Source organism: Amycolatopsis sp. 505, assembly GCF_031625235.1.
GTDB lineage: Bacteria > Actinomycetota > Actinomycetes > Mycobacteriales > Pseudonocardiaceae > Amycolatopsis.
The window spans coordinates 12,592-36,099 of the sequence record NZ_JACKQP010000008.1; the positions used below are offsets into that span (position 1 = coordinate 12,592).

Genomic DNA, 23,508 nt, shown 5'->3' on the forward strand with positions numbered 1-23,508 from the left:
GCGGCCGCCGAGCGCGTAGAGTCGGCGTGCCGAGCTCGAGAGGTGATGTCCCATGGCGATGATGCCCGTGACCGATTCGATGTTCCTCCTCGTCGAAACGCGCGAGCATCCGATGCACGTGGGCGGTCTGCAGCTGTTCAAGAAACCCGATGGCGCGGGCGACGAGTACCTGCGCGACATCCGCAGCAGCCTCCTCGAATCGGACAACATGCGCTCGGTCTTCCGGCGCCGTCCGGCCCGGCCGGTCAACACGATGGGGCACGTGGCTTGGGCCAACGACGCCGAGCTCGAGCTCGACTACCACTTCCGGCACTCGGCGCTGCCGCGGCCGGGCCGCGTCCGCGAGCTGCTGGAGCTGACCGGCCGCTGGCACAGCACCCTGCTCGACCGGCACCGCCCGCTCTGGGAGACCCACCTCATCGAGGGGCTCGACGACGGCCGGTTCGCCGTCTACACGAAGGTCCACCACGCGCTGATGGACGGCGTCTCGGCGCTGCGCCAGCTGCAGGGCACGCTCTCGGACGACCCGGCCGACATGGACTGCCCTCCGTGGTGGGGCTCCCGGCGCAAGCCGGGCTCGGCCGGCGAGAAGCGCCCGCGGTCGCTGCTCGGGACGGCGCGGAAGACGGCCAACCAGCTCGCGAGCCTGGCGCCGGCCGCGATGAAGGTCGCGCGCGAGGCGTTCGGCGAGCACACGCTGACGCTGCCGGGACAGGCGCCGAAGACGATGCTCAACGTGCCGATCGGCGGCGCGCGGCGGTTTGCGGCGCAGAAGTGGTCGCTGGACCGCGTGCGCCAGGTGGCGACCGCGGCCGGGGTGTCGCGCAACGACGTCGTGCTCGCGATGTGCTCGGGCGCGCTGCGGGACTACCTCATCGAGCAGCGCGCGTTGCCGGACGCGCCGCTGATCGCGATGGTGCCGGTGTCGCTGCGCCGCCAGAACGACCCCGGCGAGGCCGCGGGCAACAACATCGGCGCGCTGCTCTGCAACCTGGCCACCGACCTGCCGGACGCGGGCAAGCGGCTCGTCACGATCCACCAGTCGATGCGCAACGGCAAGCGGTTGTTCTCGGAGCTGACGCCGCTGCAGACGCTGCTGCTCTCGGCGGTGAACGTCGCGCAGCTCGGCGTCTCGCCGATCCCGGGCGTCGTCAAGAACACGCGGCCGCCGTTCAACCTGGTGATCTCGAACGTGCCCGGCCCGCGCAAGCAGATGTACTGGAACGGCGCCCAGCTCGACGGCATCTACCCGGCGTCGGTGCTGCTCGACGGCCAGGCCGTGAACATCACCCTGACGAGCAACGGCGACCACCTCGACTTCGGCATCACCGGCTGCCGCCGCAGCGTCCCGCACCTGCAGCGGATCCTGACCCACCTCGACACGGCCTTGGTGGAACTCGAAGCTGCGGTAAGGTAGCCCGCTCATCGGAACGCTTGCTCCCCCATCGGAAGGAAACTTTCCGAAAGCGGGGCGAAAAGGCTCGTCAGGCGGCTCTTCCCGCTCCTAGGGTGGCGACGATCACCCCCGCAGAGAGGAGCAGGACATGACCGAGGAGTGGACGACCCCGGACTTCGTCGAGTACGAAACCCCGATGGAGGTCACCGCCTACGCGGCCCGCATGGCGGACTGACCGATGCCGGTCGAGCCACTCCCGGAAAGCGCATTCATCGACGCGCTGCGCGGTCTTTCCGGCCGGTACTGGGGAACGCACCCGTTCCACCGCCGGCTGCACGCGGGCGAACTCGACGAGCGCGCGCTGCGGATCTGGGCGGCGAACCGCTGGTACTACCAGTGCGTGCTGCCGCAGAAGGACGCGGCGATCATCAGCAACTGCCCGGTGCCGGAGATCCGCCGCCAGTGGCTCGACCGGATCGTCTACCACGACGGCGTGAGCGCCGGCACCGGCGGGATCGACCGCTGGCTGCGGCTCTGCACCGCCGTCGGCCTGGACCGCGACGAAGTTCTCGATGAACGGCACGTCGCTCCCGGCGTCCGGTTCGCCGTGGACGCCTACGTCACCTTCGCGCGGACGAAGCCGTGGTGGGAGGCCGTCGCATCGGGACTGACCGAGATGTTCGCCGGGCACCTGATGCAGCAGCGGGTGGCGGACATGCTCGCCAACTACGCGTGGATCGCCCGCGACGACCTCGCGTACTTCACCAACCGGATCGACAAGGTCGCCGGCGAAGGCAAGGACACACTCGACATCGTGGTCCGCCACTGCGTCACGCGCGAACAGCAGGACCGAGCGATCGCCGCGCTGTCGTTCAAGTGCGACGTCCTGTGGTCGATGCTCGACGCGATCGAACGGGCGGCCGCGTGATCACCGCCGATTCGGTTCCCCAGCTGCGCCGGGGTGTGCGGCTGTCCTTCGACCACGTCCGGGAGACGCACGTGCTGCTGTTCCCCGAGGGCGTCCTGGTGCCGAACGCCACGGCGGCCGCGGTCCTCGAGCTCTGCGACGGCGCCCGGTCCGTCCGCGAGATCACGACGGCGCTTTCCGGGCGTTACTCCGGTGTCGTCGCGCAGGACGTCCTTTCCGTGCTGACCCGGCTGGGCGAACGGCGGGTCGTGGCATGGACGTGAGCCCGCCGCTGGGCCTGCTGGCCGAGCTGACCCACCGGTGTCCTCTGCACTGTCCTTATTGCTCGAACCCGGTCGAGCTGACGGCCCGGGACCGTGAGATGTCCACTGAGGACTGGCTGTCGGTGCTGTCGCAGGCGCGGGAACTCGGTGTCCTGCAGGTGCACCTGTCCGGCGGCGAGCCGTTGCTCCGGCCGGACCTGCCCGCGCTGGTCGCCCACGCGCACGGGCTCGGCTGCTACGTCAACCTGGTCACGTCGGGGCTCGGCCTGACGTCTTCGCGGCTCGACGACCTCGTTGCGCGCGGGCTGGCCCACGTCCAGCTGTCGGCGCAGGGCGCGACCCGGGAGCGGGCCGACCGGTTGGCCGGCGCGAAGGCACACGACCGGAAACTGTCGGCGGCCGAGCTGGTGAAGGCGGCCGGGCTGCCGCTGTCGCTGAACGTGGTGCTGCACCGGCAGAACCACGACCAGCTGGCCGGGATCATCGAGCTGGCCGAGCGGATGGGCGCGGACCGGCTGGAGCTGGCGAACACGCAGTACTACGGCTGGGCGTTGCGCAACCGGGACGCGCTGATGCCGACGGCCGCCCAGCTGGCGGCCGCCGAGCCGGTGGTGCGCGCGGCCATCGACCGCCTGCGGGGCACGATGGAGATCGTCTACGTCGTCGCCGACTACCACGAGCCGTACCCGAAGCCGTGCATGTACGGCTGGGGTGCGCGGCAGCTGACGGTGGCGCCGGACGGGACGGTGCTGCCGTGCCCGGCGGCGTCGGCGATCTCGACGCTCTCGCTGTCGTCCGTGCGGGACACGCCGCTGGCCGAGATCTGGTACCGCTCGTCGTCGTTCAACGCCTACCGCGGCGAGGAGTGGATGAGCGAGCCGTGCCGCACGTGCGACCGCCGGGGCGTCGACTTCGGCGGCTGCCGCTGCCAGGCGTTCCTGCTCACCGGCGACGCGGCGGCGACGGACCCGGTGTGCTCGAGGTCGCCTCAGCGCGGCGTGGTCGACCTGGTCCTGTCCCGGCCCGCGGTTCCCGACCTGGTCATGCGCCGGTGAAGGTGATCCTCCTCGGCACCGCGGCCGGCGGCGGGTGTCCACAGTGGAACTGCGCGTGCCGGCTCTGCGTTTCGGGGTTGCCGCCACGCACGCAGGACTGCGTGGCGATCAGCGCTGACGGCGCCGGCTGGTACCTGCTGAACTGTTCGCCGGACATCCGGACGCAGCTCCTCGGGACGCCGGAGCTGCGGGCCGGGCCGGGGCCGCGCGAGATCCCGCTGCGCGGGGTGCTGCTGACGGACGCCGAACTCGACCACTGCCTGGGCTTGCTGATGTTGCGTGAGTCCGGCGGGCTGCCGGTGTGGGCGCCGCCGGCGGTGCTGTCCGCGCTGTCGCCGTTGTTTTCTATTGTGGACGGTTACGGTCGCTGGCCCCGGTCGTCCTCGGTGGACATCCCGGGCTTGCGGGTCGAGGTGCTGCCGGTGAGCGACAAGCGGCCGAAGTACGCTTCGGCTGCCGACGGCCCCTGGGTGGTCGCGTACCGGATCTCGGACCCGGCGACCGGCGGCGTGCTGGTGTACGCGCCGTGCCTGCGCAGCTGGCCCCCGGGGTTCGACGAGTTCGTCGCCGGCGCTTCGCTCGTGCTGCTGGACGGGACGTTCTACGCGCCGGACGAGATGGCCGGCGTGGGCGGGCCGGACCAGCTCGCGATGGGCCACCTGCCGATCACGGCGAGCCTGCCCCGGGTGGCCGGGCGGCCGTGGGCGTTCACCCACCTGAACAACACGAACCCGGCACTGGACCCGGCATCCCCCGAGCACGCGGCCGTGCTGGCCGCCGGCGCTTCCTTGCCCCCGGACGGCGCTCGGTTCTCGTTCTGAGCGACCCCCAAATAAGTGTTTGACAGTCATGGTTGACTGGGGACATGCCCCACGACCACCTCCGGGTGCTGGCCCACCCGCTGCGCCTGCGCATCCTGTCGCTGCTGACGGGCACGGCCCTGAGCGCGGCGGAGGCGGCCCGCGAACTGGGCGAGACGCAGGCGAACGTGAGCTACCACGTCCGCCGGCTGCACGACGCGGGCCTGCTGGAGGTGGCGGAGGAGGTCCACATCCGCGGCGGCCGCGCCAAGCGCTACCGCCACCAGCCGGACTCGGGCAAGCGCTTGACGACCCGATCGCCGGGCGAGGAGAAGCTCCTGACGAAGGCGATCGCGAACGAGCTGCTGAGGCGCTCTTCCGACCGGGCGGCGGAGCGTCCGGCGTCCCTGACGGACGCGGAGCTGTGGGTGGACCCGGAGTTGTGGGCCCGCCTGCTCGAGAAGGCGACGGCGCTGAGCGAGGAACTGCACGCGGCGGCCCGGCCCCCGAGGACCCCGGGGACGGTGCGGGTCAGCGCGAGCGTGGCGCTGTTCGAGCTGGAGCCGCTGTCGTGAGCGCGCGCAACCGGCGTACCCGCCCCCTCGGAGCCGGTGTCGTGACCAGCCCCTTGCTCGCCCCGCTGCGGGAAGCCCGGTTCCGCGCCCTCGTCACCGGCCGGAGCCTGGCCGACTTCGGGAACGCCATCGCCCCCTTCGCCCTGGCCTTCGCCGTGGTGGATCTCACCGGGTCCGCCGTCGACCTCGGGATCGTCGTCGGGGCCCGGTCGATCGCGAACGTTCTCCTGCTGCTCTTCGGCGGCCTGCTGGCCGACCGGCTCCCGCGGTCCGTCATCCTGCAGGGCACCGAAACCGCCGCCGCGCTCACGCAGGCCGCCATCGCCGCGAGTGTCCTCTGTGGATTCGCCTCCATCCCGTTGCTGGCCGGGCTCGGGCTCGTCAACGGGGCTGTCTCGGCCATTTCCCTGCCCGCGGCCGCGTCGCTCACGCCGTTGACCGTGCCGTCCACCCTGCTCACCCAGGCGAACGCCCTGGTCCGCCTGCTCTCCAACACCGGCCGCATCGCCGGGGCCGGGCTGGCCGGCGTGCTCGTCGCCTTCGCCGGTTCCGGGTGGGCGCTCGCCGGGAACTCCCTGCTCTTCCTCGCCGCCGCGCTGGCGTACCGGCGGATCCGGCTGCCGCGCGGTGAACGCGTGCCCGGCAGCCGTCCGCTCGCCGAGCTGGCCGAAGGCTGGCGGGAGTTCCGCGCCCGGGCGTGGGTGTGGCTGGTGGTGCTGCAGTTCATGATCGTCAACGCGGTGACCGCGGGCGCGCTGCTGGTGATCGGCCCGCTCGTCGCCGACGACACCTTCGGCCGCACCGGCTGGGGCTTCGCGCTGGCCGTGCAGACCGCCGGGTCGCTGCTCGGCGGCATCCTCGCCGCCCACTGGCAACCACGGCGGATGCTGTTCGCCGGCGTCGCGCTGGTCTTGGTCGACGCGCTGCCGATGCTGGTCCTCGGGCAGACGCCGTACCTGCTGCCGCTGCTGGCCGCGATGTTCCTCTCCGGCATCGCGATCGAACAGTTCTCCGTCGCCTGGGACGTGTCGCTGCAGGAGAACATCCCGCCGGACAAGCTCGCCCGCGTCTACTCCTACGACATGCTCGGCTCGTGCATCGCGATGCCGCTCGGCCAGATCAGCGTGGGCCCGCTGGCCGAACACGCCGGCCGGTCGGCGACGCTGCTGGGTGGCGCGGCCCTGGTCGTCGGCGCCACCGCGCTCGTGCTGTGCAGTTCGCAGGTGCGGGGGCTCGTCCGCCGGGCGCCGGTCAGCCCGGTCGCACCAGAATGAAGTTCAGCAGGTTCGCGCTGAACACGACCTCGTCGCCCGTGTCGACGAACTCGACGCGCGTGCGCACCAGCCCCCGGTCGGGTTTTGAACGGGACCGCCGTGCTTCGGTCACGGTGGCCCGCAGCCGCAGCACGGCGCCCGGCCGCACCGGGCGAGGCCAGCGCAGCTCGTCCACTCCGGGGCTACCCAGACTGGACACAGTGGACAGGTACTGTTCGGCGTACAACCGCATCATCAGGCTCGCGGTGTGCCAGCCGCTGGCGATCAGCCCGCCGAACGGACCGGCGGCGGCCGCGGCCGGGTCGACGTGGAAGTCCTGCGGGTCGTAGCGCCGGGCGAACTCGACGATCTCGGCCTCGGTCACCGCGACGCTCCCGCAGTCGTAGGTGACGCCCGGCACGTAGTCCTCGAAATAGCGATCCATCACGGCCGCAGGGTGCCACACAAGTCGTTCGATCCGGAGCGAACTGTTCTCCGGATAGGCTGGCACGATGCCCGGCATCGCATCAGTGGCCCAGGCCATCGGCGAGCCGGCCAGGGCGGCCATGCTCCTCCTGCTGATGGACGGCGGCGCCCACACCGCCCGAGCCCTGGCATCGGCGGCCGGAGTCGCCCCGTCCACGGCGAGTTCCCACCTGCGCCGGCTGGGCGAGGCGGGCCTGATCCAGGTGACCGACGCGGGCCGCCAGCGCTTGCACCGGCTAGCGGGCCCGGAGGTGGCCCAGCTCGTGGAGGCCCTGGCGGCGATCGCCCCACCACGGCTGCCTTCGCGGCTCCAGCCCGACCCACCGGCCGGCCCGCTGTTGCGGGCCCGAGCGTGTTACGGCCACGTGGCCGGGCAACTGGGCGTAGACGTGGCGGCGGCGCTGCGCAAGGACGAAGTGGTCGGAGACCTGACACCGGGCGAGACGGCCTCGCTGCGCACCTTCGACCACCCGCTGCTGGCAGCCCTCGGCATCGGCGGGCTGCCGGGCACCGGCCCGGCGGTCCGCGCGTGCCTGGATTGGTCTCACGGAAGCGTCCATTTGGCCGGCGAGCTGGGGACGGCCCTGCTGAAGGCCTTGCTCGGCACCGGCTGGGTGCGCCGCCGGCCGGGCGGAAGGACCTTGCGCATCACGGAGCCCGGCCGACGCCGCCTCGGCGAGCTCGGCGTGTGTCCGGGTTCCGGCTCAGGTCCGGGTTCCGGCTCGGGCCCAGGCTCCGACTTGAGTCCGGACTCCGGCTCGGGTCCGGCTTGGGTTTGAGTCAAGCTTCGGCTCGGGTCCGGGCTCCGGCTGGGGTCTGGACTCCGGCTCGGGTCCGGCTTCGGTTTGAGTCCAGGCTCCGGCTCGCGTCCACGCTTCGACCCGGGTCGAGGCCCCGGCTCGCGTCCAGGCTTCGACTCGGGTCCAGGCTCCGGCTCGCGTCCAGGCTTCGACTCGGGTCCGGGCTCCGGCTCGGGTCCGGATTCCGGCGCGGACCTGGGTTCCGACAGGCGCCCGGGCCCCGGCGCAGACTTGCCTCCTGGCCGGCCGTGAGAGTTGTCCTCAGGCGCGGCCGCATGTGGACAACCCCTGCCCTGAGCCATCGAAAAGCCAGGATTGTCGCGCCCCGCCGATAGACTGGCCTGGGGGCCAACCCCCGGGATAGGGCGGGCCGCGCCCCGGCCACCGCGTTCCGGCCACCGGCCACCGGGCCCCGGCCATCGCGGCCCCGGCCACCGCGCCCGGCTCAGTTGTCCCACCGACCGGAAAGGCACGCGGACGCCCAAACCGGCACCCCACCCAGACCTCCCCCGCCACCCCGATCCGAAGCCCGAACACGGCCGGTGGTGCCGGTTCAAGGCACGCTTTCCCGCCTTGACGCGGTGCCACCGGCCGTAGTCACAATCCCGGCTTCGGGGTGGTGGGCACACCCGGAACCGCCCAAGTGAACAGCACCTCCAGGGCAGAGACCAGCAGCCCCGCCTCCACCACGCAGCACCGACCTCGCCGGAACTCACTCTCCTGAGGCAACGCTCCGGCGAAGTCGTTTGCTGATCAGACAGGGATCCCGTAGAGGGTGAGTGGTCGAAGCAACGACACGACTTCGCCGAAACCCGCAGGACAGGGCGGGCCGCGCGCGGTACTACCGGCCCACGCGCGGTCCGGACGTCAGGTCGCGGTGGCCGTCGAGGCGCCACCAGTTCTCCAACGTCTCGCGCAGCGCCTTCAGCAGCTCGCCGCCGGTTTCCAGCGGGACGAGGGCCGCCTTGCCGTCGTCCACCCGCAGTGCTGCGGCCAGCCGGTCGCCCTGTTCGATCAGGCCGACGACCACCCGCGTCGGCTCGCCGGTGACGTCGACGGTCGGGATGGCTCGTTCGTACCACCAGCCTTGAGCGTTCACCCGGCCGACAGTGGCACAGCTTTCCCCGCGCCGGTCCGGGTTTCACCCTCACGTGTGGTCAGGGCGCCCAGGGCCGCACTTCCTCCAGCAGCTTCGCCACGGCCAGCACCAGGTCGTCCGAGTGCCGGGGCCCGACGATCTGCAGGCCGACCGGCAGCCCCGCCGACGTCCGCCCGGACGGCACGCTGATCGCCGGCTGCTGGGTCATGTTGAACGGGTACGTGAACGGCGTCCACTCCGGCCACTCGCTCAGCCCGCTGCCCGGCGGCACGTCGTGCCCCGCCTCGAACGCGGCGATCGGGAGGGTCGGCGTGATCAGCACGTCGTAGCGCGTGTGGAACTCGCCCATCCGGATACCGAGCGCGGCACGCTCGGCGGTGGCGTCGAGGTAGTCGCTCGCCGTCCACTTCCGGCCGAGCTCCCAGACCCGGCGCAGACCGGGGTCGGTTCGCTGCTCGGACCCGGGCGGGAACGAGTCCAGCAGCTTCGCCGCGCCGGACGACCAGAGGACGTCGAACGCCGGCTTCGGGTCGGCGAACCCGGGGTCGGTCTCCTCGATGTGCAGGCCGGCGTCCCCCAGTGAGCGGACCGCCTCGGCGACGATCGCGGCCACCTCCGGGTCGACGTCGACGTAGCCGAGCGTCGGCGAGAACGCGGCGATCAGGCCGCGCACGTCCCGCCGGACGGCCTCCCGGAACGACCCCACCGGCGGCGCCAGCGCGGCCGGGTCACGGTGGTCGGGCAGCGAAAGCACGTCCAGCAGCAGCGCGGTGTCGTCGACCGAGCGCGCCATCGGGCCGGCGTGCGAGAGCGGGCCGAACGGGCTCGCCGGGTAGAGCGCGATCCGGCCGTGGGTCGGCTTCAGCCCGACGATGCCGCAGAACGACGCCGGGATCCGCACCGAGCCACCGCCGTCGGTGCCGACCGACAGCTCGCCCATGCCGGCCGCGACGGCCGCGGCACTGCCGCCGCTCGACCCGCCCGCCGTCTTCGACGGGTCGGCCGGGTTGCGCGTGATGCCGCACAGCGGGCTGTCGGTGACGCCCTTCCAGCCGATCTCGGGCGTGGTCGTCTTGCCGAGCAGCACCAGGCCGGCCTCGCGCATCCGCGCGGCGACCGGGCTGTCGACGTCCCACGGCTGGTCCGGGTCGATGCTCTTCGAGCCCCGGACGGTCGGCCAGCCCTGGGTGAGGAACATGTCCTTGATCGACGCCGGCACGCCGTCGAGCCACCCGATCGGGTTGCCGTCCCGCCAGCGGACTTCGGCCGCCTTGGCCTGCTCCAGCGCCCGGTCGGCGTCGACGAGGCAGTAGGCGTTGCACTCGCCGTCCCGGGCTTCGATGGCCTGCAACGCGTTCTGCGTCGCCTCGACCGGCGAGAGCTCGCCGGTCGCGTAGGCGGCGACGAGCTCGCTGGCGGTCAGCATCCTGTCGTTCATCCGGCTCCCTGGTTCCCCTGGTTCTCCGACGGCACGTAACCGAGCGTCTTGTCGACGACATTGCGCAGCGGCTCCCCGGCGCGCCAGCGGCGGAAGTTCTCGGTGAACACCTCGACCAGCGTGTTCCGCCAGCCGATGAAGTCGCCGGACATGTGCGGCGAGATCAGCACGTCCGGCAGCGTCCACAGCGGGCTTTCGGCCGGCAGCGGCTCGGTGTCGAAGACGTCGAGCGCGGCCCCGGCGATGGTCTTGTTTTCGAGCGCGGCGACCAGGTCGGACGTCACCACGAGCTCGCCCCGGCCCACGTTGACGAACCGCGCCGACGGCTTCATCGCGGCGAACGCCCGCGCGTCGAACATGCCCTTCGTGTGCTCGGTCAGCGGCGCGACCGCGACGACGTAGTCGGCGTGCGGCAGGATTTCGGTGAGCCGCGCGGACTCGTGCACGACGCCGAAGTCCGGGTCGCCGGTGCGCTCACGGCGCCCGGCGCCGCTCACCCGCATCCCGGCCGCGCGCAGCAGCCGCGCGATGGCCCGGCCGATCGGCCCGGTGCCGACGACCAGCACCTCCCGCCCGGCGATGCGCTCTGTCTCGCGGTGCAGCCAGCGGCCTTCGCGCTGCAGGTCGTGCGAGCGCGCGAAGTCCTTCGCGAAGGCGAGGACGACGCCCAGCACGTACTCCGCGATGGCGTCGTCGAAGACACCCCGCGAGTTCGTCAGGACGACGTCGCTCTCGCGCAGCCCAGGGAACAGCACGGGGTCGACCCCGGCGCTGGCGATGTGCAGCCAGCGCAGCCGGTCGGCCGCGTGCCACGCTTGCGGGACGGCCGTCGACAGGAAGTCGTAGACGAAAAGGGCGTCCGCTCCGGACAACGCTTCCGCAAGACCCGCCGCGTCCGTGTAACGCACGACCGCCCCGGATTCGACAGCACGCATGTCCGGTGGGCGGGACTCGCCGCAGAGCACTGCCAGGACGGGGGCTTCCCGGTGTTCCGAGGCGATCACGTTGACACGGTAAAAGTGACTCGTATGATTGTCAACAATCCGAGGAACGACCCCCGGAGCACCGGACGTGTCAAGCACAGACGTATTCCGGAGGCTGAGCCTTGGATTTCGACTTCCTGGCGTTCGACGGCCCGCTGGCGCAACGCGGCATCGGGGTCATCGCCCCCTTCGACCTCGCGCTGGAGCGCGAGCTCTGGCGCTGGGTGCCGATGGAGGTGTCCCTCCACCTAGCCCGCACGCCGTACGAGCCCGTGCCGGTCAGCATGGAGATGGCCCGCCTGGTCAGCGACAGCCACCACCTGGCGAGCGCGACCCGCGACGTGCTGCACGTCGAGCCCGAGGTCGTCGCCTACCTCTGCACGTCGGGCAGCTTCGTCAACGGCGTCGACTACGAACGCTCGCTGACCAAGGCGATCTGCGACGCCGGCGCGCCGGACGCCGTCACCACTTCGGGCGCGCTGGCCGAAGTGCTGCACCAGCTCGACCTCCACCGCGTCTCGGTGCTCACGCCGTACGACGCCGACCTGACCCGCGCCCTGCACGACTTCCTCGCCGAACTGGACGTCACGACCGTCGCCAGCGACCACCTCGGCCTGGGCGGCGGCATCTGGAAGGTCAGCTACCGGACCATCGCCGAGCGCATCCTCGCCGCCGACCACGGCGACGCCGAAGCGATCTTCGTAAGCTGCACCAACCTCCCCACCTACGACCTGATCGAACCCCTGGAAGCCGCGCTCGGCAAACCGGTGCTCACCGCCAACCAGCTGACGATGTGGGCGTGCCTGCGCCGGATGAACCTCCCCATCGTCGGACCCGGGAGGTGGCTTCGTGACGTGTCGTGAAGGGTATTCCTTGACCTCCCCTCTAGGATTGTCGACAATTTGCGTCCCCTCCGGAGGTTCCGTGACCACCATCGGTTTCATCTACCCCGACCACGCGGCCGAAGACGACTACCCGCTGGCCGAGCAGCTGCTCGGCGGCATGGCCGTCGACGAGGGCGACATCCGCCTGGCCGTCGAGCACATCTACGGCACCGACAAGCACGCGGTGGCCGAGCTGCTCGACCTCGGCAGCGAGGCCCGCCTCGCCGACGGCGCCGCCCTCCTCGCCAAACACGAGCCCGCCGCCGTCATCTGGGCCTGCACCAGCGGCAGCTTCGTCTACGGCTGGGACGGCGCCCGTGACCAGGCCGACCGCCTCGCCGCCGTCGCCGGTGTCCCGGCCTCCAGCACCTCCTTCGCGTTCGTACACGCCGCGCGTGCGCTGGGCGTTCGACGGGTCGCCGTCGCCGCCAGCTACCCGGACGACATCGCCCGGCTGTTCGCCGACTTCCTCAAGGCCGGCGGCATCGAGGTCGTCTCGATGGCCAGCGCGGACATCATCACGGCGGCCGAGGTCGGCGCGATGACCCCGGAGGCCGTCGTCGAGCTCGCCGTCGGCCACGACCACCCGGACGCCGAAGCGGTGCTCGTGCCGGACACCGCCATGCGCACCCTCGGCGAGATCAACGCCGTGGAGGCCGCGCTCCGCAAGCCCGTGCTGACCGCCAACCAGGTCACGGTCTGGGAGGGCCTGCGCCTGACCGGGCAGCACCGGCTCGTCCGCTCGCTCGGCGCGCTCTTCCGGCACCTGCCGGACGGGGGCGCCTGAGATGGCCCTGCCACCGGGCATGCTGCCCGAGATCGAGCCGGTGAGCCGCGAGTCGACGGCCGCCGTGATCGCGCGCCAGCTGCGTGACGCGATCATGACGGGCGCTCTCCCGCCCGGGACCCAGCTCGGTGAGACCGAGCTGGCCGCGCGGTTCCAGGTGTCACGGGGGCCGCTCCGGGAAGCCATGCAGCACCTGGTGTCCGAAGGGCTGCTGCGAAGCGAACGGCACCGCGGGCTGTTCGTCATCGACCTCGAGCCGGGCGACGTCTACGACATCTACGCGGCCCGATCCGCGATCGAGCGGGCGGCCATGCTGCGCGCCCTGCGCGGCGGCGACCGCGACCGGATCGCGGACGTGCTCGAGCAGACCGTCACCGAGATGGCGACGGCGGCGAGCGAGGACGACCCCACGGCGCTCTCCACGGCGGACCTGAAGTTCCACGAAGCCCTGATCAACGCCTCCGGCAGCAAGCGGCTCGTGCGGATGGCCCGGACGCTGCTGATCGAGACGCGGATGTGCCTGACGGCGTTGCAGAGCACGTACCAGCGGGTCGAGGAGCGGGTGGAGGAGCACACGAAGCTGATCCAGGCGCTGCGCGACGGCGACGAGGAGACGGCGCTGACGTTGCTGGAGGCCCACATGGAGGACGCGGTGCAGCGGCTGGCGCCGGGCACGAGTCTGCGGGACGGGGAAGCTCCGCCGGTGCCGGGAAACGCGTGATCGCAGAGCCGACACGCGTGATTGGAGCGTCGACACGCGTGATTGAAGGGTCGACACGCGTACCTGGGTGGACGACACGCGTACCTGGGTGGACGACACGCGTGATTGGCGGCGGGACTCGGGTGTCGGGGGGATGGGGTCAGTTCGCATGGCGGGGCCCCAGGACGGGCTGGCCGGCGCGGCCGTCGCGGTAGTCGGGGGACCAGGGGAAGCGGCCCTGGGTGTCCGCGTGGACCAGTTGCAGCGCGCGGATTTCCGGGCCGTACAGCGCCGCCGCGAACACCAGGTGGGCCGACGGCTCGGCGAGCGAGACGACCTCGATCAGCGGGCCGTCGCGCAGTGGGATGTGGTCGCCCGCCGCAAAAGGCGGGCCGTGCAGGGTGTGGGACGCCAGGGCGTTCAGCAGGGCGCCAGCGGCGAGCATCGGCAGGCCGGTGACGACCAGCTCCGGCAAGCCGTACCCGCTCAGGCCGATCGTGTAGGCCCACGGCGGGTACGGCCCCGCTCTCTCCACTCCCTGCACCAGCCAGCCCCGGTCGGCCACGCCGCCGCGAAGCCGTTCCAGGTAACCGGATCTGTCCGGGTTCTCGCACTCGAAGCACATCGGTGACTCCTCCCCCTCGGTGGGCTCGTGGTCCACCGTGCCGGAGGGCACCGACAAAACTCAGCCCAGCGCTTCGGCCACCGCCGTGCCGAGCCGTTCTGTGGTATCCGTGCCGCCGAGGTCGGGCGTGCGCACCCGGCCCTCGTCGAGCACCCGGTCCACCGCGGCGCGGATCGCTTGCGCCGCAACGGTTTCGCCCAGGTGTTCGACCAGCATCGCGGCCGCCAGGATCTGCGCCACGGGGTTGGCGATCCCCTGTCCCGCGATGTCCGGGGCGCTCCCGTGGACCGCCTCGAACATCGACGGGAATTCACCCGATGGGTTGATGTTTCCGGACGGGGCCATGCCGAGGCCGCCGGTGATCGCGGCCGCGAGGTCGCTCAGGATGTCGCCGAAGAGGTTCGACGCCACCACGATGTCGAGCCGGTCCGGCGCCTGCACCATCCGCGCGGCCAGCGCGTCCACGTGCATCTGTTCACTGTGTACGTCCGGGAACTCCGCCGCGACCTCGGCGAAGATCTCGTCCCAGAACGGCATCGAGTGGATCAGCCCGTTCGACTTCGTCGCCGAGCAGACCCGCGCCGACCGCGTCCGGGCCAGTTCGAACGCGTACCGGATGATCCGCGTGACGCCGACCCGCGTGAAAACCGACTCCTGCAGCACGAACTCGTCCGGCCGCCCGGCGTTGTGCCGGCCGCCGACCGCCGAGTACTCCCCTTCGGAGTTCTCCCGGACGATGACCAGTTCCAGTTCCTCGGCCTTCCGCCCGGCCAGCACGGACGTCGTCCCCGGCAGCAGCCGCACCGGGCGCAGGTTGACGTACTGCTGGAACGCCCGCCGCAGCGGGATCAGCAGGCCCCACAGCGAAACGTGGTCCGGGACGCCGGGGAAGCCGACCGCGCCGAGCAGGATCCCGTCGAACGCCGAGAGCTGCGCGACGCCGTCCTCCGGCATCATCGCGCCGACCCGGGCGTACCGCTCGCAGCTCCAGTCGAACTCGGTCCACTCCAAGGAAAAATCGAACAGAGCGGAAGCCCGGTCGAGGACCTTGCGGGCCTCGACCGTGACGTCCACGCCGATCCCGTCGCCCGGGATGCTCGCCAGGCGGTAGGCCGTCACAGGGCCACCGCGATGTACTTGGTCTCGAGGAACTCGTCGATGCCGACCGAGCCGCCCTCGCGGCCGAGCCCGGACTGCTTGATCCCGCCGAACGGCGCCGCCGGGTTCGACACGATCCCCTGGTTGAGCCCGATCATCCCGGCCTCCAGGGCTTCCGAGACCCGCAGCGCGCGCTTGAGGTCGCTGGTGAAGACGTAGGAAACCAGGCCGAACTCGGTGTCGTTCGCCTTCGCGACGGCCTCTTCTTCGGTGTCGAACGGCGTGATCGGGGCGACCGGCCCGAAGATCTCCTCGTGCGTCAGCCGCGCCTCCTGCGGGACGTCGGTGAGCACGGTGGCCTGGTAGAAGTGGCCGGGCCCGTCGACGCCCGAGCCGCCGGTGAGGACCCGGGCGCCGCGGTCGGTGGCGTCCTTGACCAGCTCCGTCACCTTCTCGACGGCCTTGTCGTCGATCAGCGGGCCGACCACGACGTCCTTCTCGGTACCGCGGCCCATCGGCAGCGCCTGCATGCGTTCGGTCAGCCGCCGCGCGAACTCGTCGACGACGCCGCGCTGGACGTAGAACCGGTTCGCCGCGGTGCACGCCTCGCCGATGTTGCGCATCTTCGCCTGCATCGCGCCGTCGATCGCGGCGTCCATGTCCGCGTCGTCGAAGACCAGGAAGGGCGCGTTGCCGCCCAGCTCCATCGACGTCCGCAGGACCTTGTCGGCGCACTGTTCCAGCAGTTTGCGGCCGACCCCGGTGGAGCCGGTGAAGGAGAGCTTGCGGGCGCGGCCGTCGCGGATCAGCGGCTCCATCACGCCGCCGGAGTCGCTGGTCGTGACGACGTTGAGCACGCCTTCGGGCAGGCCCGCCTCGGCGAGGATGCCGGCCAGCGCGAGCATCGACAGCGGCGTCTGCGCGGCCGGCTTGATCACCGACGTGCAGCCCGCGGCGATCGCCGGGCCGATCTTGCGCGTCCCCATCGCCATCGGGAAGTTCCACGGCGTGATCAGCAGCGTCGGGCCGACCGGCTGCTTGGTGATCAGGAACCGGCCGGCGCCGTTCGGGGCGGTCGCGTAGCCACCGTCGATGCGGACGGCTTCCTCGGCGAACCAGCGGAAGAACTCGGCGGCGTAGGCGATCTCACCCTTCGACTCGGCGAGCGGCTTGCCCATCTCCAGGGTCATCAGCAGCGCCAGTTCCTCCTGGCGCTGCATCAGCAGCTCGTAGGCGCGGCGCAGGATCTCGCCGCGTTCCCGGGGCGCCATCTTCGCGAAATCGGCCTGGGCCGCGACGGCGGCGTCCAGCGCCGCGACGCCGTCCGACGGCGAGGCGTCGGCGACGTGGCACAGCTCCTTGCCGGTGGCCGGGTCGACCACCGGGAACGTCTTCCCGTCCTGCGCGGCGACCCACTTGCCGCCGATGAACAGTTCCTTGCCGACCGCCTCGACGACGCCGGTCTCGGTGCTCGCGCTCATGCCGACCTGCTCCTCACGTGTTGTCCCGAGGGCCATGCTATGGATATTGTCAACAATCGACAACCCGCTCGAACCGACCGAGGAGCACGCTGTGGCCCAGCTCTCTCCGCTGCTCAAGCAGGCAACGCCCGTCGTGGTCGACCACGGTGAAGGGGTTTACCTCTACGACGTCGACGGCAAACGCCACCTGGACTTCACCGCCGGCATCGGCGTCACGAGCACCGGGCACTGCCACCCCCACGTCGTCCGGGCCGCGCAGGAGCAGATCGGCAAGCTCGTCCACGGCCAGTACACGACGGTGATGCACAAGCCGCTCCTCGAGCTGACCGAACGCCTCGGCGGGGTCCTCCCGAGCGGGCTCGACTCGCTCTTCTACGCGAACTCCGGCAGCGAAGCCGTCGAAGCGGCATTGCGGCTCTCGCGGCAGGCGACGAAACGCCCGAACGTCATCGTCTTCCAGGGCGGTTTCCACGGCCGGACCGTCGCCGCGGCGACCATGACGACGTCCGGGACGCGGTTCAGCGCCGGCATCGGCCCGCTGATGGCCGGCGTGCACGTCGCGCCGTTCCCGTACGCCTACCACTACGGCTGGGACGAGCAGACGGCGACGAAGTTCGCGCTGCGCGAGCTGGACTACCTCTTCCAGACGGTCAGCGCGCCGAACGAAACCGCCGCGATGTTCGTCGAGCCGGTGCTCGGCGAGGGCGGGTACGTCCCGGCGAACACCGAGTTCCTGGCCGGGCTGCGCGAGCACGCGGACCGGCACGGCATCCTGCTGGTCGTCGACGAGATCCAGACCGGCTTCGGCCGCACCGGGAAGTTCTGGGGCCACGACCACTTCGACGTCTCTCCCGACATCGTCCTCATCGCGAAGGGCCTGGCGAGCGGCTTCCCGCTGTCCGGCATCGCCGCTTCGCAGGAGCTGATGGCGAAGGCGTTCCCGGGCTCGCAGGGCGGGACGTACGGCGGCAACGCCGTTTCGTGCGCCGCGGCGATCGCGACGCTCGAGGTCATCCAGCAGGAGAACCTCGTCGAGAACGCCGCCGAGCGCGGCCGCCAGCTCCTCGAAGGCGCGCGGGTGATCGCGGACAAGACGCCGTCGATCGGCGAGGTGCGCGGGCTCGGGCTGCTGGTCGGCTCGGAGTTCACCACCGCCGACGGCGAACCGGACACGGCCACCGCGCAGGCTGCGCAGCAGGCGGCCGCGAAGAACGGGCTGCTGCTGCTCACCTGCGGGCCGTACATGAACGTCGTCCGGATGGTGCCGCCGCTGGTCGTCACCGCCGAGCAGGTCGACGACGCGCTGCGGATCTGGGGAGACGTCGTCGCTTCGGTCACGGGGAGCTGAGCATGGCCCGATACATCACGATCACCCTCGACAAGCGCGGCGTCTCCTGCCGGGCCCGGCTGCTCGACGACGAGGCACCGCGGACCTGCAAGGCGGTCTGGGACGCGTTGCCGCAGAGCGGATCCGCCTACCACGCCAAGTACGCGCGCAACGAGGTCTACACGCTCGTGCCGCCGTTCGCCGAACCCAAGCCGGGCCGGGAGAACCCGACGATCACGCCGATCCCCGGCGACGTCGTGTACTTCGGTTTCGAGGCCTGGGAAATCGGCAATCCGGCGTACGGCTACGACGAAGGCAGCGAGGCGCACAGCGACCAGGGCGCGACCGACCTGGCGATCTTCTACGGCCGCAACAACCTGCTGATCAACGGTGACGCGGGCTGGGTGCCCGGCAACGTGTTCGCCACGATCGAGGAGGGCCTGGCCGAGATGGCGGCGGCCGCGCAGGACCTGTGGCTGCGGGGTGTCGAGGGAGAAACGCTCTCGTTCGCCCGCGCCTGATCCCCCGGCCCGGCCGCGGTCCTTCCCGCGGCCGGGCCGGCGTTCAGCCCAGCTGCGCGAACTCGGCGTCGGAGAGCACGACTTCCGCCGCGGCGCAGTTTTCCTCCAGGTGCGCGATCGACGACGTCCCCGGGATCGGGATCACCACCGGCGAACGGCGCAGCAGCCAGGCGAGGGACACCTGAGCGGGGGTCGCGCCGACGCCGGCCGCCACCTTGCCCAGCACACCTTCCGCCGTGGCGTGGCCGCCGCGGGCGATCGGGAGCCACGGGACGAACGCGATCCCGTTGCGCTCGCAGTGGTCGAGGACGTCGTCGGACGCGCGGTCGGTCAGGTTGTAGCGGTTCTGGACGCTCGCGATCGGCGCGATCGCCTGCGCCTCGGTCAGCTGCGCGACGGTCACTTCGGACAGTCCGATCCGGGCGACCTTGCCCTCGTCCCGCAGCCGGGCGAGCGCGCCGATCTGGTCGGCCAGCGGCACTTGCGGGTCCACCCGGTGCAGCTGCAGCAGCTCGAGCCGGTCGACACGCAGGCGCCGCAACGAAAGTTCCGCCTGCTGGCGGAGGTATTCGGGCCGGCCGAGCGGGACCCACTCGCCGCGGCTCGGGCGGGCGTGCCCGCACTTCGTCGCGATGAGCAGCCCCGGGTACGGGTGGAGCGCGTCGGCGAGCAGCTCCTCGTTCAGGCCGAGGTCGTAGGCGTCGGCGGTGTCGAAGAACGTCACGCCGAGGTCGGCCGCGCGGCGCGCGACCGCGGCGGCGCCGTCGCGCACGTGGTCCCACTCGGTGAGCCGCATCGCGCCGAAACCCAGGCGGTGCACGGAAAGGCCGTCTTCGAAGGTGTACGTCGAGGTCATGCCGGAAGCTTCGCCGACGGTCCCGTCACCCACCAGAGATTTAGTCTGAGCTAAACCAACGCCCTGTACTCTGCGTGAAATGGTAGCGCGAACAGAGTAATTCGATTACTCCATTCGGGGATATGCTGACGTGTCAGGCAACCCTAGGGTGATCGAACCTGACCACTGGGGTCGGCGTGTCAAGGGCGTCAGGACAAGGAGAAGACGAGCCGGATGAACATCGAAACAGCCTTGAAGGAAGCCCTTTCCATCACCGGCGCAGTGGGGGCCGCCCTGGTCGACTACGAGAGCGGGATGGCGCTCGGGACACTGGGCGGCGGCGACTGGCTCGACCTCGACACCGCGGCCGCGGGCAACACCGAGGTCGTCCGCTCCAAGCTGCGCGTGATCTCCGCGCTGCGGCTCAACGACGAGATCGAGGACATCCTCATCACCCTCGGCCGCCAGTACCACCTGATCCGCCTGCTGAAGCCGGCCAAGCACGACTCCGCGCTGTTCCTGTACCTCGTCCTGGACCGCGAGCGGGCCAACCTCGCGCTGGCGCGGCACTACCTCAAGAACATCGAAGCCGAGCTGGTCGTGTGACGGGGATGCCGGCCGAAGTACCCGGCACCCCGGTGCCGCTGCCCACGCGCAAGCTCGGGGCGACCCCGGCCTTCCCCGTCCAGAAGGGACCCCGGGAGGCCCACCCCGACGCCAAGGCCGCGGCCAAGGCCCTCGACGAGATCCGCGACCGGGTCGACCGGGCCAACATCACCGGGCTCCTGGTGGCCAGCCGGGACGGCCTGCTGCTGGCCAGCGACACCCGGGAGATCGAAGACGACAGCGTGGCGGCCATGTCCGCCGCCGCGGTCGGGCTGGCCACGAGGTTCATCGGCCAGGCCGGCCTGGGCGAGGCCCGGGGCGCGATGTTCCAGGGCTCGCTCGGTCACGTCTGCGTCTTCCCCGTGCAGGGGCCGATCCTGCTGGTGGTGTTCGCCCGGCCGGACACGACCATGGGCCTGTTCAACGTCGTCGCGAGGCAGGCGCTGACCCTGCTCCAGGACGCTCTGACCACAGCGAACTGACCGGCGAACCTCCTCCGCGCAAGAACGTGAAAAACCTTCATGGCGACGTACCGCCGGTACGTACTACGCTGCGGTAACCACAGCGACGGCGCGGAGGAGAAACTGCCGATGGGCGACGTGGCGGCACGCCTGGCCGAGATCGTCGGGGACGGAAATCTGCTGACGGGCGAGGCGATCTCGGAGGACTACGCGCACGACGAAGCGCTGACGGCGGAACCGCAGAAGCCTGCGTACGTCGCGAAGCCGGCAACGGCAGAAGAAGTCGCGGAGCTGCTGAAGGCCGCTTCGGAACACAACGTCCCCGTGACGGCCCGCGGCTCCGGCAGCGGGCTGTCCGGGGCGGCCCGGCCGCGGGCGGACGGGCTGCTGATCTCCTTCGAGCGGATGAACGCCGTCCTCGAAGTCGACACCGGGAACCACGTCGCCGTCGTCCAGCCCGGCGTCACCCTCGCCGAACTCGACGCCAAGACCGCCGAAGCCGGGCTCGGCTACACCGTCTACCCCGGTGAGCTCAGCGCGAGCGTCGGCGGGAACGTCGGCACCAACGCCGGCGGGATGCGCGCCGTCAAGTACGGCGTCACCCGCAACAACGTGCTCGGCCTGCAGGCCGTGCTGCCGACCGGCGAGATCATCCGGACCGGCGGCAAGACGTCGAAGATCTCCACCGGCTACGACCTCACGCAGCTGATCATCGGCTCCGAGGGCACCCTCGCGCTGGCCACCGAGATCACCGTCAAGCTGCACCCGCGGCTGGCCCACGGCGCCACCGTGCTCGCCCCCTTCGGCGACTTCGGCCAGGTGATGGCCGCCGTGCCGGAGATCCTCTCCAGCGGCCTCGCGCCGCACATCCTCGAGTACATCGACAACCTGACGATGGCGGCCATCGTCTACAACGAGAAGCTCGAGCTGGGTGTCCCGGACAAGATCCGCGAGACGAGCGAGGCGTACCTCGTGGTGGCGCTGGAAAACCGCGAGACCGGGCGTCTCGAGGAAGACGTCGAGACCGTCGGCGAGCTGCTGAGCGAGCTGGGCGCCACCGACGTCTACGTCCTCGAAGGCAACGCAGCCCGCAAGCTCATCGAAGCCCGGGAGAAGGCGTTCTGGACCGCGAAGGCGGCCGGCGCCGACGACGTGATCGACGTCGTCGTACCGCGCACCGCGATGCCGCAGTTTATCTCGAAGGCGCGTGAACTGGCGATGGCCGCCGGTGGCGGCGCGCTCGGCTGCGGGCACGCCGGCGACGGCAACGTCCACCTCGGCATCTTCTGCAAGGACGACGCCAAGCGGAAGCAGCTGCTCACCGACATCTTCGCCTACGCCATGGAACTCGGCGGCGCGATCTCCGGCGAGCACGGCCTCGGCCGCACCAAGGCCCACTACCACTCCGAACTCGAAGACCCGGCGAAGATCGAGCTGATGCGCCGGATCAAGCAGAGCTTCGACCCCGCCGGGATCCTCAACCCCGGCGTTCTCTTCCCCGAAGGAACCGCATGAGTGAGCTGAACGGCGCCCAGTCCCTGATCCGCACGCTGGTCGACGCCGGCGTCGAGGTGTGCTTCGCGAACCCGGGCACGTCGGAGATGCACTTCGTCGCCGCGCTCGACTCCGTCCCCGAGATGCGGGGCGTGCTCGCCCTGTTCGAAGGCGTCGTCACCGGTGCGGCCGACGGGTACGCCCGGATCGCGGACAAGCCCGCCGCGACGCTGCTGCACCTGGGCCCCGGCCTGGGCAACGGCCTGGCGAACCTGCACAACGCGCGGCGCGCGCACACGCCGATCGTCAACGTCGTCGGCGACCACGCGACCTACCACAAGCAGTACGACGCGCCCCTGGAGTCGGACATCGAAGCCGTCGCGGGCTCGCTGGAAGGCTGGGTGCGCCGCTCGGAGCACACGAAGGACGTCGGTGCGGACGCCGCGGCCGCGGTCGCCGCCGCGCAGGACGCGCCCGGCCGGGTCGCCACGCTGATCCTGCCCGCGGACGCTTCGTGGGGCGAGGGCGGCGAGACCTGCGCGCCGATCCCGCCGCGCGTGCCGCAGGCCGTCGACGCGACGACCGTCAAGGACGTCGCCGCGGTGTTCGGCACCGGCGAGCCGGTGGCCCTGCTCGTCGGCGGCGGCGCGTGCCGCGAGGAAGGCCTGCGCGCCGCCAGCCGCATCGGCGCCGCGACCGGCGCGAAGGTGTTCGTCGAGACGTTCCCGGCGCGGCTGGAGCGCGGCGCCGGGCTGCCCGCGATCGAGCGGCTCGGCTACCTCGCCGAACAGGTCGCCTACCAGCTCGACGGGATCAAGCACGTCGTCGTCGCGGGCACGAAGGCGCCGGTGTCGTTCTTCGCCTACCCGGGCAAGGCCAGCGACCTGGTGCCCGAAGGCGCCCAGGTGCACACGCTGGCGTCGGTCGGGCAGGACGTCACGCGCGCGCTGAACGAGGTCGCCGAGCTGGTCGCCGCGGACACCGAGCCCGTGCTGGCACCCGAGTCGCGGCCGGCGCTGCCCAGCGGGCCGCTGACCCCGCAGAACTGGGTCGAGGTGATCGGGGCGCTGCTGCCGGAGAACGCGATCATCGCCGACGAGGCCAACACGTCCGGCCTGATGCTGCCGATGGCGACGGCGGGTGCGCCGCGGCACGACGTCCTCACGCTGACCGGCGGCGCGATCGGGTACGGCATGCCGGTGGCCACCGGGGCGGCCGTCGCGGCGCCGGACCGGCCGGTGCTGAACCTGCAGTCCGACGGCAGTGCGCTGTACACGATTTCGGCGCTGTGGACGCAGGCCCGGGAGAACTTGAACGTCACGACGGTGCTGCTCAACAACCGCGCGTACGCGATCCTGCGGCTGGAGCTGCAGCGCGTCGGCGCGGCCTCGGGCGGCCCGAAGGCGAACGACCTGCTCGACCTTTCCCGGCCGGACATGGACTTCGTGAAGATCGCGGAGGGCATGGGCGTGCCCGCGACCCGGGCGACCACCGCCGAAGAGCTCGCCGAACAGCTCCAGCGGGCCTTCGCCGAGCCCGGCCCGCACCTCATCGACGCCGCGGTGCCGCCACTGCTGTGAACCGGACTATTCTCCCGTCACACCTTCGACCCG

The 23,508-nt window shown here is 71.3% G+C and carries 26 protein-coding genes; 18 read left to right on the forward strand and 8 right to left on the reverse strand.

Annotated elements, in window-relative coordinates:
* Positions 1-52 precede the first annotated feature (52 nt).
* From H5965_RS27890 to H5965_RS27925, 8 genes are all read left to right on the forward strand, one after another.
* Positions 53-1,417, forward strand: a complete 1,365-nt coding sequence (locus H5965_RS27890) for a wax ester/triacylglycerol synthase family O-acyltransferase (RefSeq protein ID WP_310973260.1) — start codon at positions 53-55, stop codon at positions 1,415-1,417.
* 127 nt (positions 1,418-1,544) lie between these two features.
* Positions 1,545-1,631 carry a pyrroloquinoline quinone precursor peptide PqqA gene (gene pqqA / locus H5965_RS27895; RefSeq protein ID WP_043776987.1) on the forward strand — a complete coding sequence of 29 codons (87 nt, stop codon included), beginning with the start codon at positions 1,545-1,547 and terminating at the stop codon, positions 1,629-1,631.
* A gap of 3 nt (positions 1,632-1,634) precedes the next feature.
* Entirely contained in the window at positions 1,635-2,324 is a 690-nt protein-coding gene (pqqC, locus tag H5965_RS27900) for a pyrroloquinoline-quinone synthase PqqC (RefSeq protein WP_310973262.1), read from the forward strand.
* Entirely contained in the window at positions 2,321-2,587 is a 267-nt protein-coding gene (pqqD, locus tag H5965_RS27905) for a pyrroloquinoline quinone biosynthesis peptide chaperone PqqD (protein ID WP_310973264.1), read from the forward strand. The genes pqqC and pqqD overlap by 4 nt, the downstream gene beginning before the upstream one ends.
* Positions 2,578-3,642 carry a pyrroloquinoline quinone biosynthesis protein PqqE gene (pqqE, locus tag H5965_RS27910; protein WP_310973265.1) on the forward strand — a complete coding sequence of 355 codons (1,065 nt, stop codon included), beginning with the start codon at positions 2,578-2,580 and terminating at the stop codon, positions 3,640-3,642. The genes pqqD and pqqE overlap by 10 nt, the downstream gene beginning before the upstream one ends.
* A complete protein-coding gene (gene pqqB, locus H5965_RS27915; protein WP_310973266.1) occupies positions 3,639-4,463 on the forward strand; it encodes a pyrroloquinoline quinone biosynthesis protein PqqB in 825 nt (274 codons plus the stop codon). The genes pqqE and pqqB overlap by 4 nt, the downstream gene beginning before the upstream one ends.
* Positions 4,464-4,507: 44 nt before the next feature.
* Positions 4,508-5,017 carry a helix-turn-helix domain-containing protein gene (locus H5965_RS27920; protein WP_310973267.1) on the forward strand — a complete coding sequence of 170 codons (510 nt, stop codon included), beginning with the start codon at positions 4,508-4,510 and terminating at the stop codon, positions 5,015-5,017.
* Positions 5,018-5,058: 41 nt separating this feature from the next.
* Positions 5,059-6,291, forward strand: coding sequence for an MFS transporter (locus H5965_RS27925; protein WP_310973268.1), 1,233 nt, complete (start codon positions 5,059-5,061; stop codon positions 6,289-6,291).
* Here H5965_RS27925 and H5965_RS27930 read toward each other — a convergent pair.
* Positions 6,269-6,715 (reverse strand): MaoC family dehydratase, encoded by a 447-nt coding sequence (locus H5965_RS27930; protein ID WP_310974154.1) that lies wholly within the window; start codon positions 6,713-6,715, stop codon positions 6,269-6,271. The two genes, H5965_RS27925 and H5965_RS27930, sit on opposite strands and share 23 nt — an antisense overlap.
* Before the next feature lie 67 nt (positions 6,716-6,782).
* Here H5965_RS27930 and H5965_RS27935 point away from each other — a divergent pair, with 67 nt between their 5' ends.
* On the forward strand, positions 6,783-7,535 hold the full coding sequence (locus H5965_RS27935; RefSeq protein WP_310973270.1) for a helix-turn-helix transcriptional regulator: 753 nt from the start codon (positions 6,783-6,785) through the stop codon (positions 7,533-7,535).
* Between the two features lie 862 nt (positions 7,536-8,397).
* Here H5965_RS27935 and H5965_RS27940 read toward each other — a convergent pair.
* From H5965_RS27940 to H5965_RS27950, 3 genes are read right to left on the reverse strand one after another with little or no spacing between them, the layout of a single operon-like run.
* Positions 8,398-8,655, reverse strand: coding sequence for a hypothetical protein (locus H5965_RS27940; protein WP_310973271.1), 258 nt, complete (start codon positions 8,653-8,655; stop codon positions 8,398-8,400).
* A gap of 58 nt (positions 8,656-8,713) precedes the next feature.
* Positions 8,714-10,093, reverse strand: a complete 1,380-nt coding sequence (locus tag H5965_RS27945) for an amidase (RefSeq protein WP_310973272.1) — start codon at positions 10,091-10,093, stop codon at positions 8,714-8,716.
* Positions 10,090-11,097, reverse strand: coding sequence for a D-2-hydroxyacid dehydrogenase (locus H5965_RS27950; protein ID WP_310973274.1), 1,008 nt, complete (start codon positions 11,095-11,097; stop codon positions 10,090-10,092). Before H5965_RS27950 ends, H5965_RS27945 begins: the two co-directional genes overlap by 4 nt.
* Before the next feature lie 101 nt (positions 11,098-11,198).
* On the opposite strand from H5965_RS27950, the gene H5965_RS27955 reads away from it, so the two are divergent.
* The 3 genes from H5965_RS27955 to H5965_RS27965 all read left to right on the forward strand — a co-directional run bounded on the left by H5965_RS27955 (position 11,199) and on the right by H5965_RS27965 (position 13,468).
* The gene (locus tag H5965_RS27955) at positions 11,199-11,939 is read left to right on the forward strand and encodes an Asp/Glu/hydantoin racemase (RefSeq protein WP_310973276.1); all 741 of its coding nucleotides are present in this window, start codon (positions 11,199-11,201) and stop codon (positions 11,937-11,939) included.
* Positions 11,940-12,000: 61 nt separating this feature from the next.
* Positions 12,001-12,747 (forward strand): maleate cis-trans isomerase, encoded by a 747-nt coding sequence (locus H5965_RS27960; protein ID WP_310973277.1) that lies wholly within the window; start codon positions 12,001-12,003, stop codon positions 12,745-12,747.
* A gap of 1 nt (position 12,748) precedes the next feature.
* The gene (locus tag H5965_RS27965; protein WP_310973279.1) at positions 12,749-13,468 is read left to right on the forward strand and encodes a GntR family transcriptional regulator; all 720 of its coding nucleotides are present in this window, start codon (positions 12,749-12,751) and stop codon (positions 13,466-13,468) included.
* Positions 13,469-13,607: 139 nt separating this feature from the next.
* Here H5965_RS27965 and H5965_RS27970 read toward each other — a convergent pair whose 3' ends face one another.
* From H5965_RS27970 to H5965_RS27980, 3 genes are read right to left on the reverse strand one after another with little or no spacing between them, the layout of a single operon-like run.
* A complete protein-coding gene (locus H5965_RS27970; RefSeq protein ID WP_310973280.1) occupies positions 13,608-14,072 on the reverse strand; it encodes a DUF4262 domain-containing protein in 465 nt (154 codons plus the stop codon).
* 60 nt (positions 14,073-14,132) lie between these two features.
* Positions 14,133-15,191 (reverse strand): tartrate dehydrogenase, encoded by a 1,059-nt coding sequence (locus H5965_RS27975; RefSeq protein ID WP_310973281.1) that lies wholly within the window; start codon positions 15,189-15,191, stop codon positions 14,133-14,135.
* Complete coding sequence (locus H5965_RS27980) at positions 15,188-16,651, reverse strand: NAD-dependent succinate-semialdehyde dehydrogenase (protein WP_310973283.1); 1,464 nt, start codon at positions 16,649-16,651, stop codon at positions 15,188-15,190. The genes H5965_RS27975 and H5965_RS27980 overlap by 4 nt, the downstream gene beginning before the upstream one ends.
* 91 nt (positions 16,652-16,742) lie before the next feature.
* On the opposite strand from H5965_RS27980, the gene H5965_RS27985 reads away from it, so the two are divergent.
* On the forward strand, positions 16,743-17,999 hold the full coding sequence (locus tag H5965_RS27985; RefSeq protein WP_310973286.1) for an aminotransferase class III-fold pyridoxal phosphate-dependent enzyme: 1,257 nt from the start codon (positions 16,743-16,745) through the stop codon (positions 17,997-17,999).
* Positions 18,000-18,001: 2 nt separating this feature from the next.
* A complete protein-coding gene (locus H5965_RS27990) occupies positions 18,002-18,499 on the forward strand; it encodes a DUF3830 family protein (RefSeq protein WP_003079597.1) in 498 nt (165 codons plus the stop codon).
* A 43-nt stretch (positions 18,500-18,542) separates the two neighbouring features.
* Here H5965_RS27990 and H5965_RS27995 read toward each other — a convergent pair whose 3' ends face one another.
* Complete coding sequence (locus H5965_RS27995) at positions 18,543-19,355, reverse strand: aldo/keto reductase (protein WP_310974156.1); 813 nt, start codon at positions 19,353-19,355, stop codon at positions 18,543-18,545.
* Positions 19,356-19,568: 213 nt separating this feature from the next.
* Between H5965_RS27995 and H5965_RS28000 the strand changes: the two genes are divergently transcribed.
* The 4 genes from H5965_RS28000 (at position 19,569) to H5965_RS28015 (ending at position 23,475) form a co-directional block, all read left to right on the forward strand.
* Positions 19,569-19,940: a hypothetical protein gene (locus H5965_RS28000; protein WP_310973289.1), complete on the forward strand. Its 372-nt coding sequence runs from the start codon at positions 19,569-19,571 to the stop codon at positions 19,938-19,940.
* Between the two features lie 5 nt (positions 19,941-19,945).
* A complete protein-coding gene (locus tag H5965_RS28005) occupies positions 19,946-20,422 on the forward strand; it encodes a roadblock/LC7 domain-containing protein (protein ID WP_310973290.1) in 477 nt (158 codons plus the stop codon).
* A gap of 108 nt (positions 20,423-20,530) precedes the next feature.
* A complete protein-coding gene (locus tag H5965_RS28010) occupies positions 20,531-21,916 on the forward strand; it encodes an FAD-binding oxidoreductase (protein WP_310974157.1) in 1,386 nt (461 codons plus the stop codon).
* Positions 21,913-23,475: an acetolactate synthase large subunit gene (locus tag H5965_RS28015; protein WP_310973291.1), complete on the forward strand. Its 1,563-nt coding sequence runs from the start codon at positions 21,913-21,915 to the stop codon at positions 23,473-23,475. The genes H5965_RS28010 and H5965_RS28015 overlap by 4 nt, the downstream gene beginning before the upstream one ends.
* Positions 23,476-23,508 lie beyond the last annotated feature (33 nt).

Coding starts and splice junctions, on each gene's coding strand:
- H5965_RS27890 (WP_310973260.1), top strand. CDS start 53: ATGGCGATGATGCCCGTGACCGATTCGATGTTCCTCCTCGTCGAAACG.
- pqqA (WP_043776987.1), top strand. CDS start 1,545: ATGACCGAGGAGTGGACGACCCCGGACTTCGTCGAGTACGAAACCCCG.
- pqqC (WP_310973262.1), top strand. CDS start 1,635: ATGCCGGTCGAGCCACTCCCGGAAAGCGCATTCATCGACGCGCTGCGC.
- pqqE (WP_310973265.1), top strand. CDS start 2,578: ATGGACGTGAGCCCGCCGCTGGGCCTGCTGGCCGAGCTGACCCACCGG.
- H5965_RS27920 (WP_310973267.1), top strand. CDS start 4,508: ATGCCCCACGACCACCTCCGGGTGCTGGCCCACCCGCTGCGCCTGCGC.
- H5965_RS27930 (WP_310974154.1), bottom strand. CDS start 6,715: ATGGATCGCTATTTCGAGGACTACGTGCCGGGCGTCACCTACGACTGC.
- H5965_RS27935 (WP_310973270.1), top strand. CDS start 6,783: ATGCCCGGCATCGCATCAGTGGCCCAGGCCATCGGCGAGCCGGCCAGG.
- H5965_RS27945 (WP_310973272.1), bottom strand. CDS start 10,093: ATGAACGACAGGATGCTGACCGCCAGCGAGCTCGTCGCCGCCTACGCG.
- H5965_RS27965 (WP_310973279.1), top strand. CDS start 12,749: ATGGCCCTGCCACCGGGCATGCTGCCCGAGATCGAGCCGGTGAGCCGC.
- H5965_RS27970 (WP_310973280.1), bottom strand. CDS start 14,072: ATGTGCTTCGAGTGCGAGAACCCGGACAGATCCGGTTACCTGGAACGG.
- H5965_RS27980 (WP_310973283.1), bottom strand. CDS start 16,651: ATGAGCGCGAGCACCGAGACCGGCGTCGTCGAGGCGGTCGGCAAGGAA.
- H5965_RS27990 (WP_003079597.1), top strand. CDS start 18,002: ATGGCCCGATACATCACGATCACCCTCGACAAGCGCGGCGTCTCCTGC.
- H5965_RS27995 (WP_310974156.1), bottom strand. CDS start 19,355: ATGACCTCGACGTACACCTTCGAAGACGGCCTTTCCGTGCACCGCCTG.
- H5965_RS28000 (WP_310973289.1), top strand. CDS start 19,569: ATGAACATCGAAACAGCCTTGAAGGAAGCCCTTTCCATCACCGGCGCA.
- H5965_RS28005 (WP_310973290.1), top strand. CDS start 19,946: ATGCCGGCCGAAGTACCCGGCACCCCGGTGCCGCTGCCCACGCGCAAG.
- H5965_RS28010 (WP_310974157.1), top strand. CDS start 20,531: ATGGGCGACGTGGCGGCACGCCTGGCCGAGATCGTCGGGGACGGAAAT.
- H5965_RS28015 (WP_310973291.1), top strand. CDS start 21,913: ATGAGTGAGCTGAACGGCGCCCAGTCCCTGATCCGCACGCTGGTCGAC.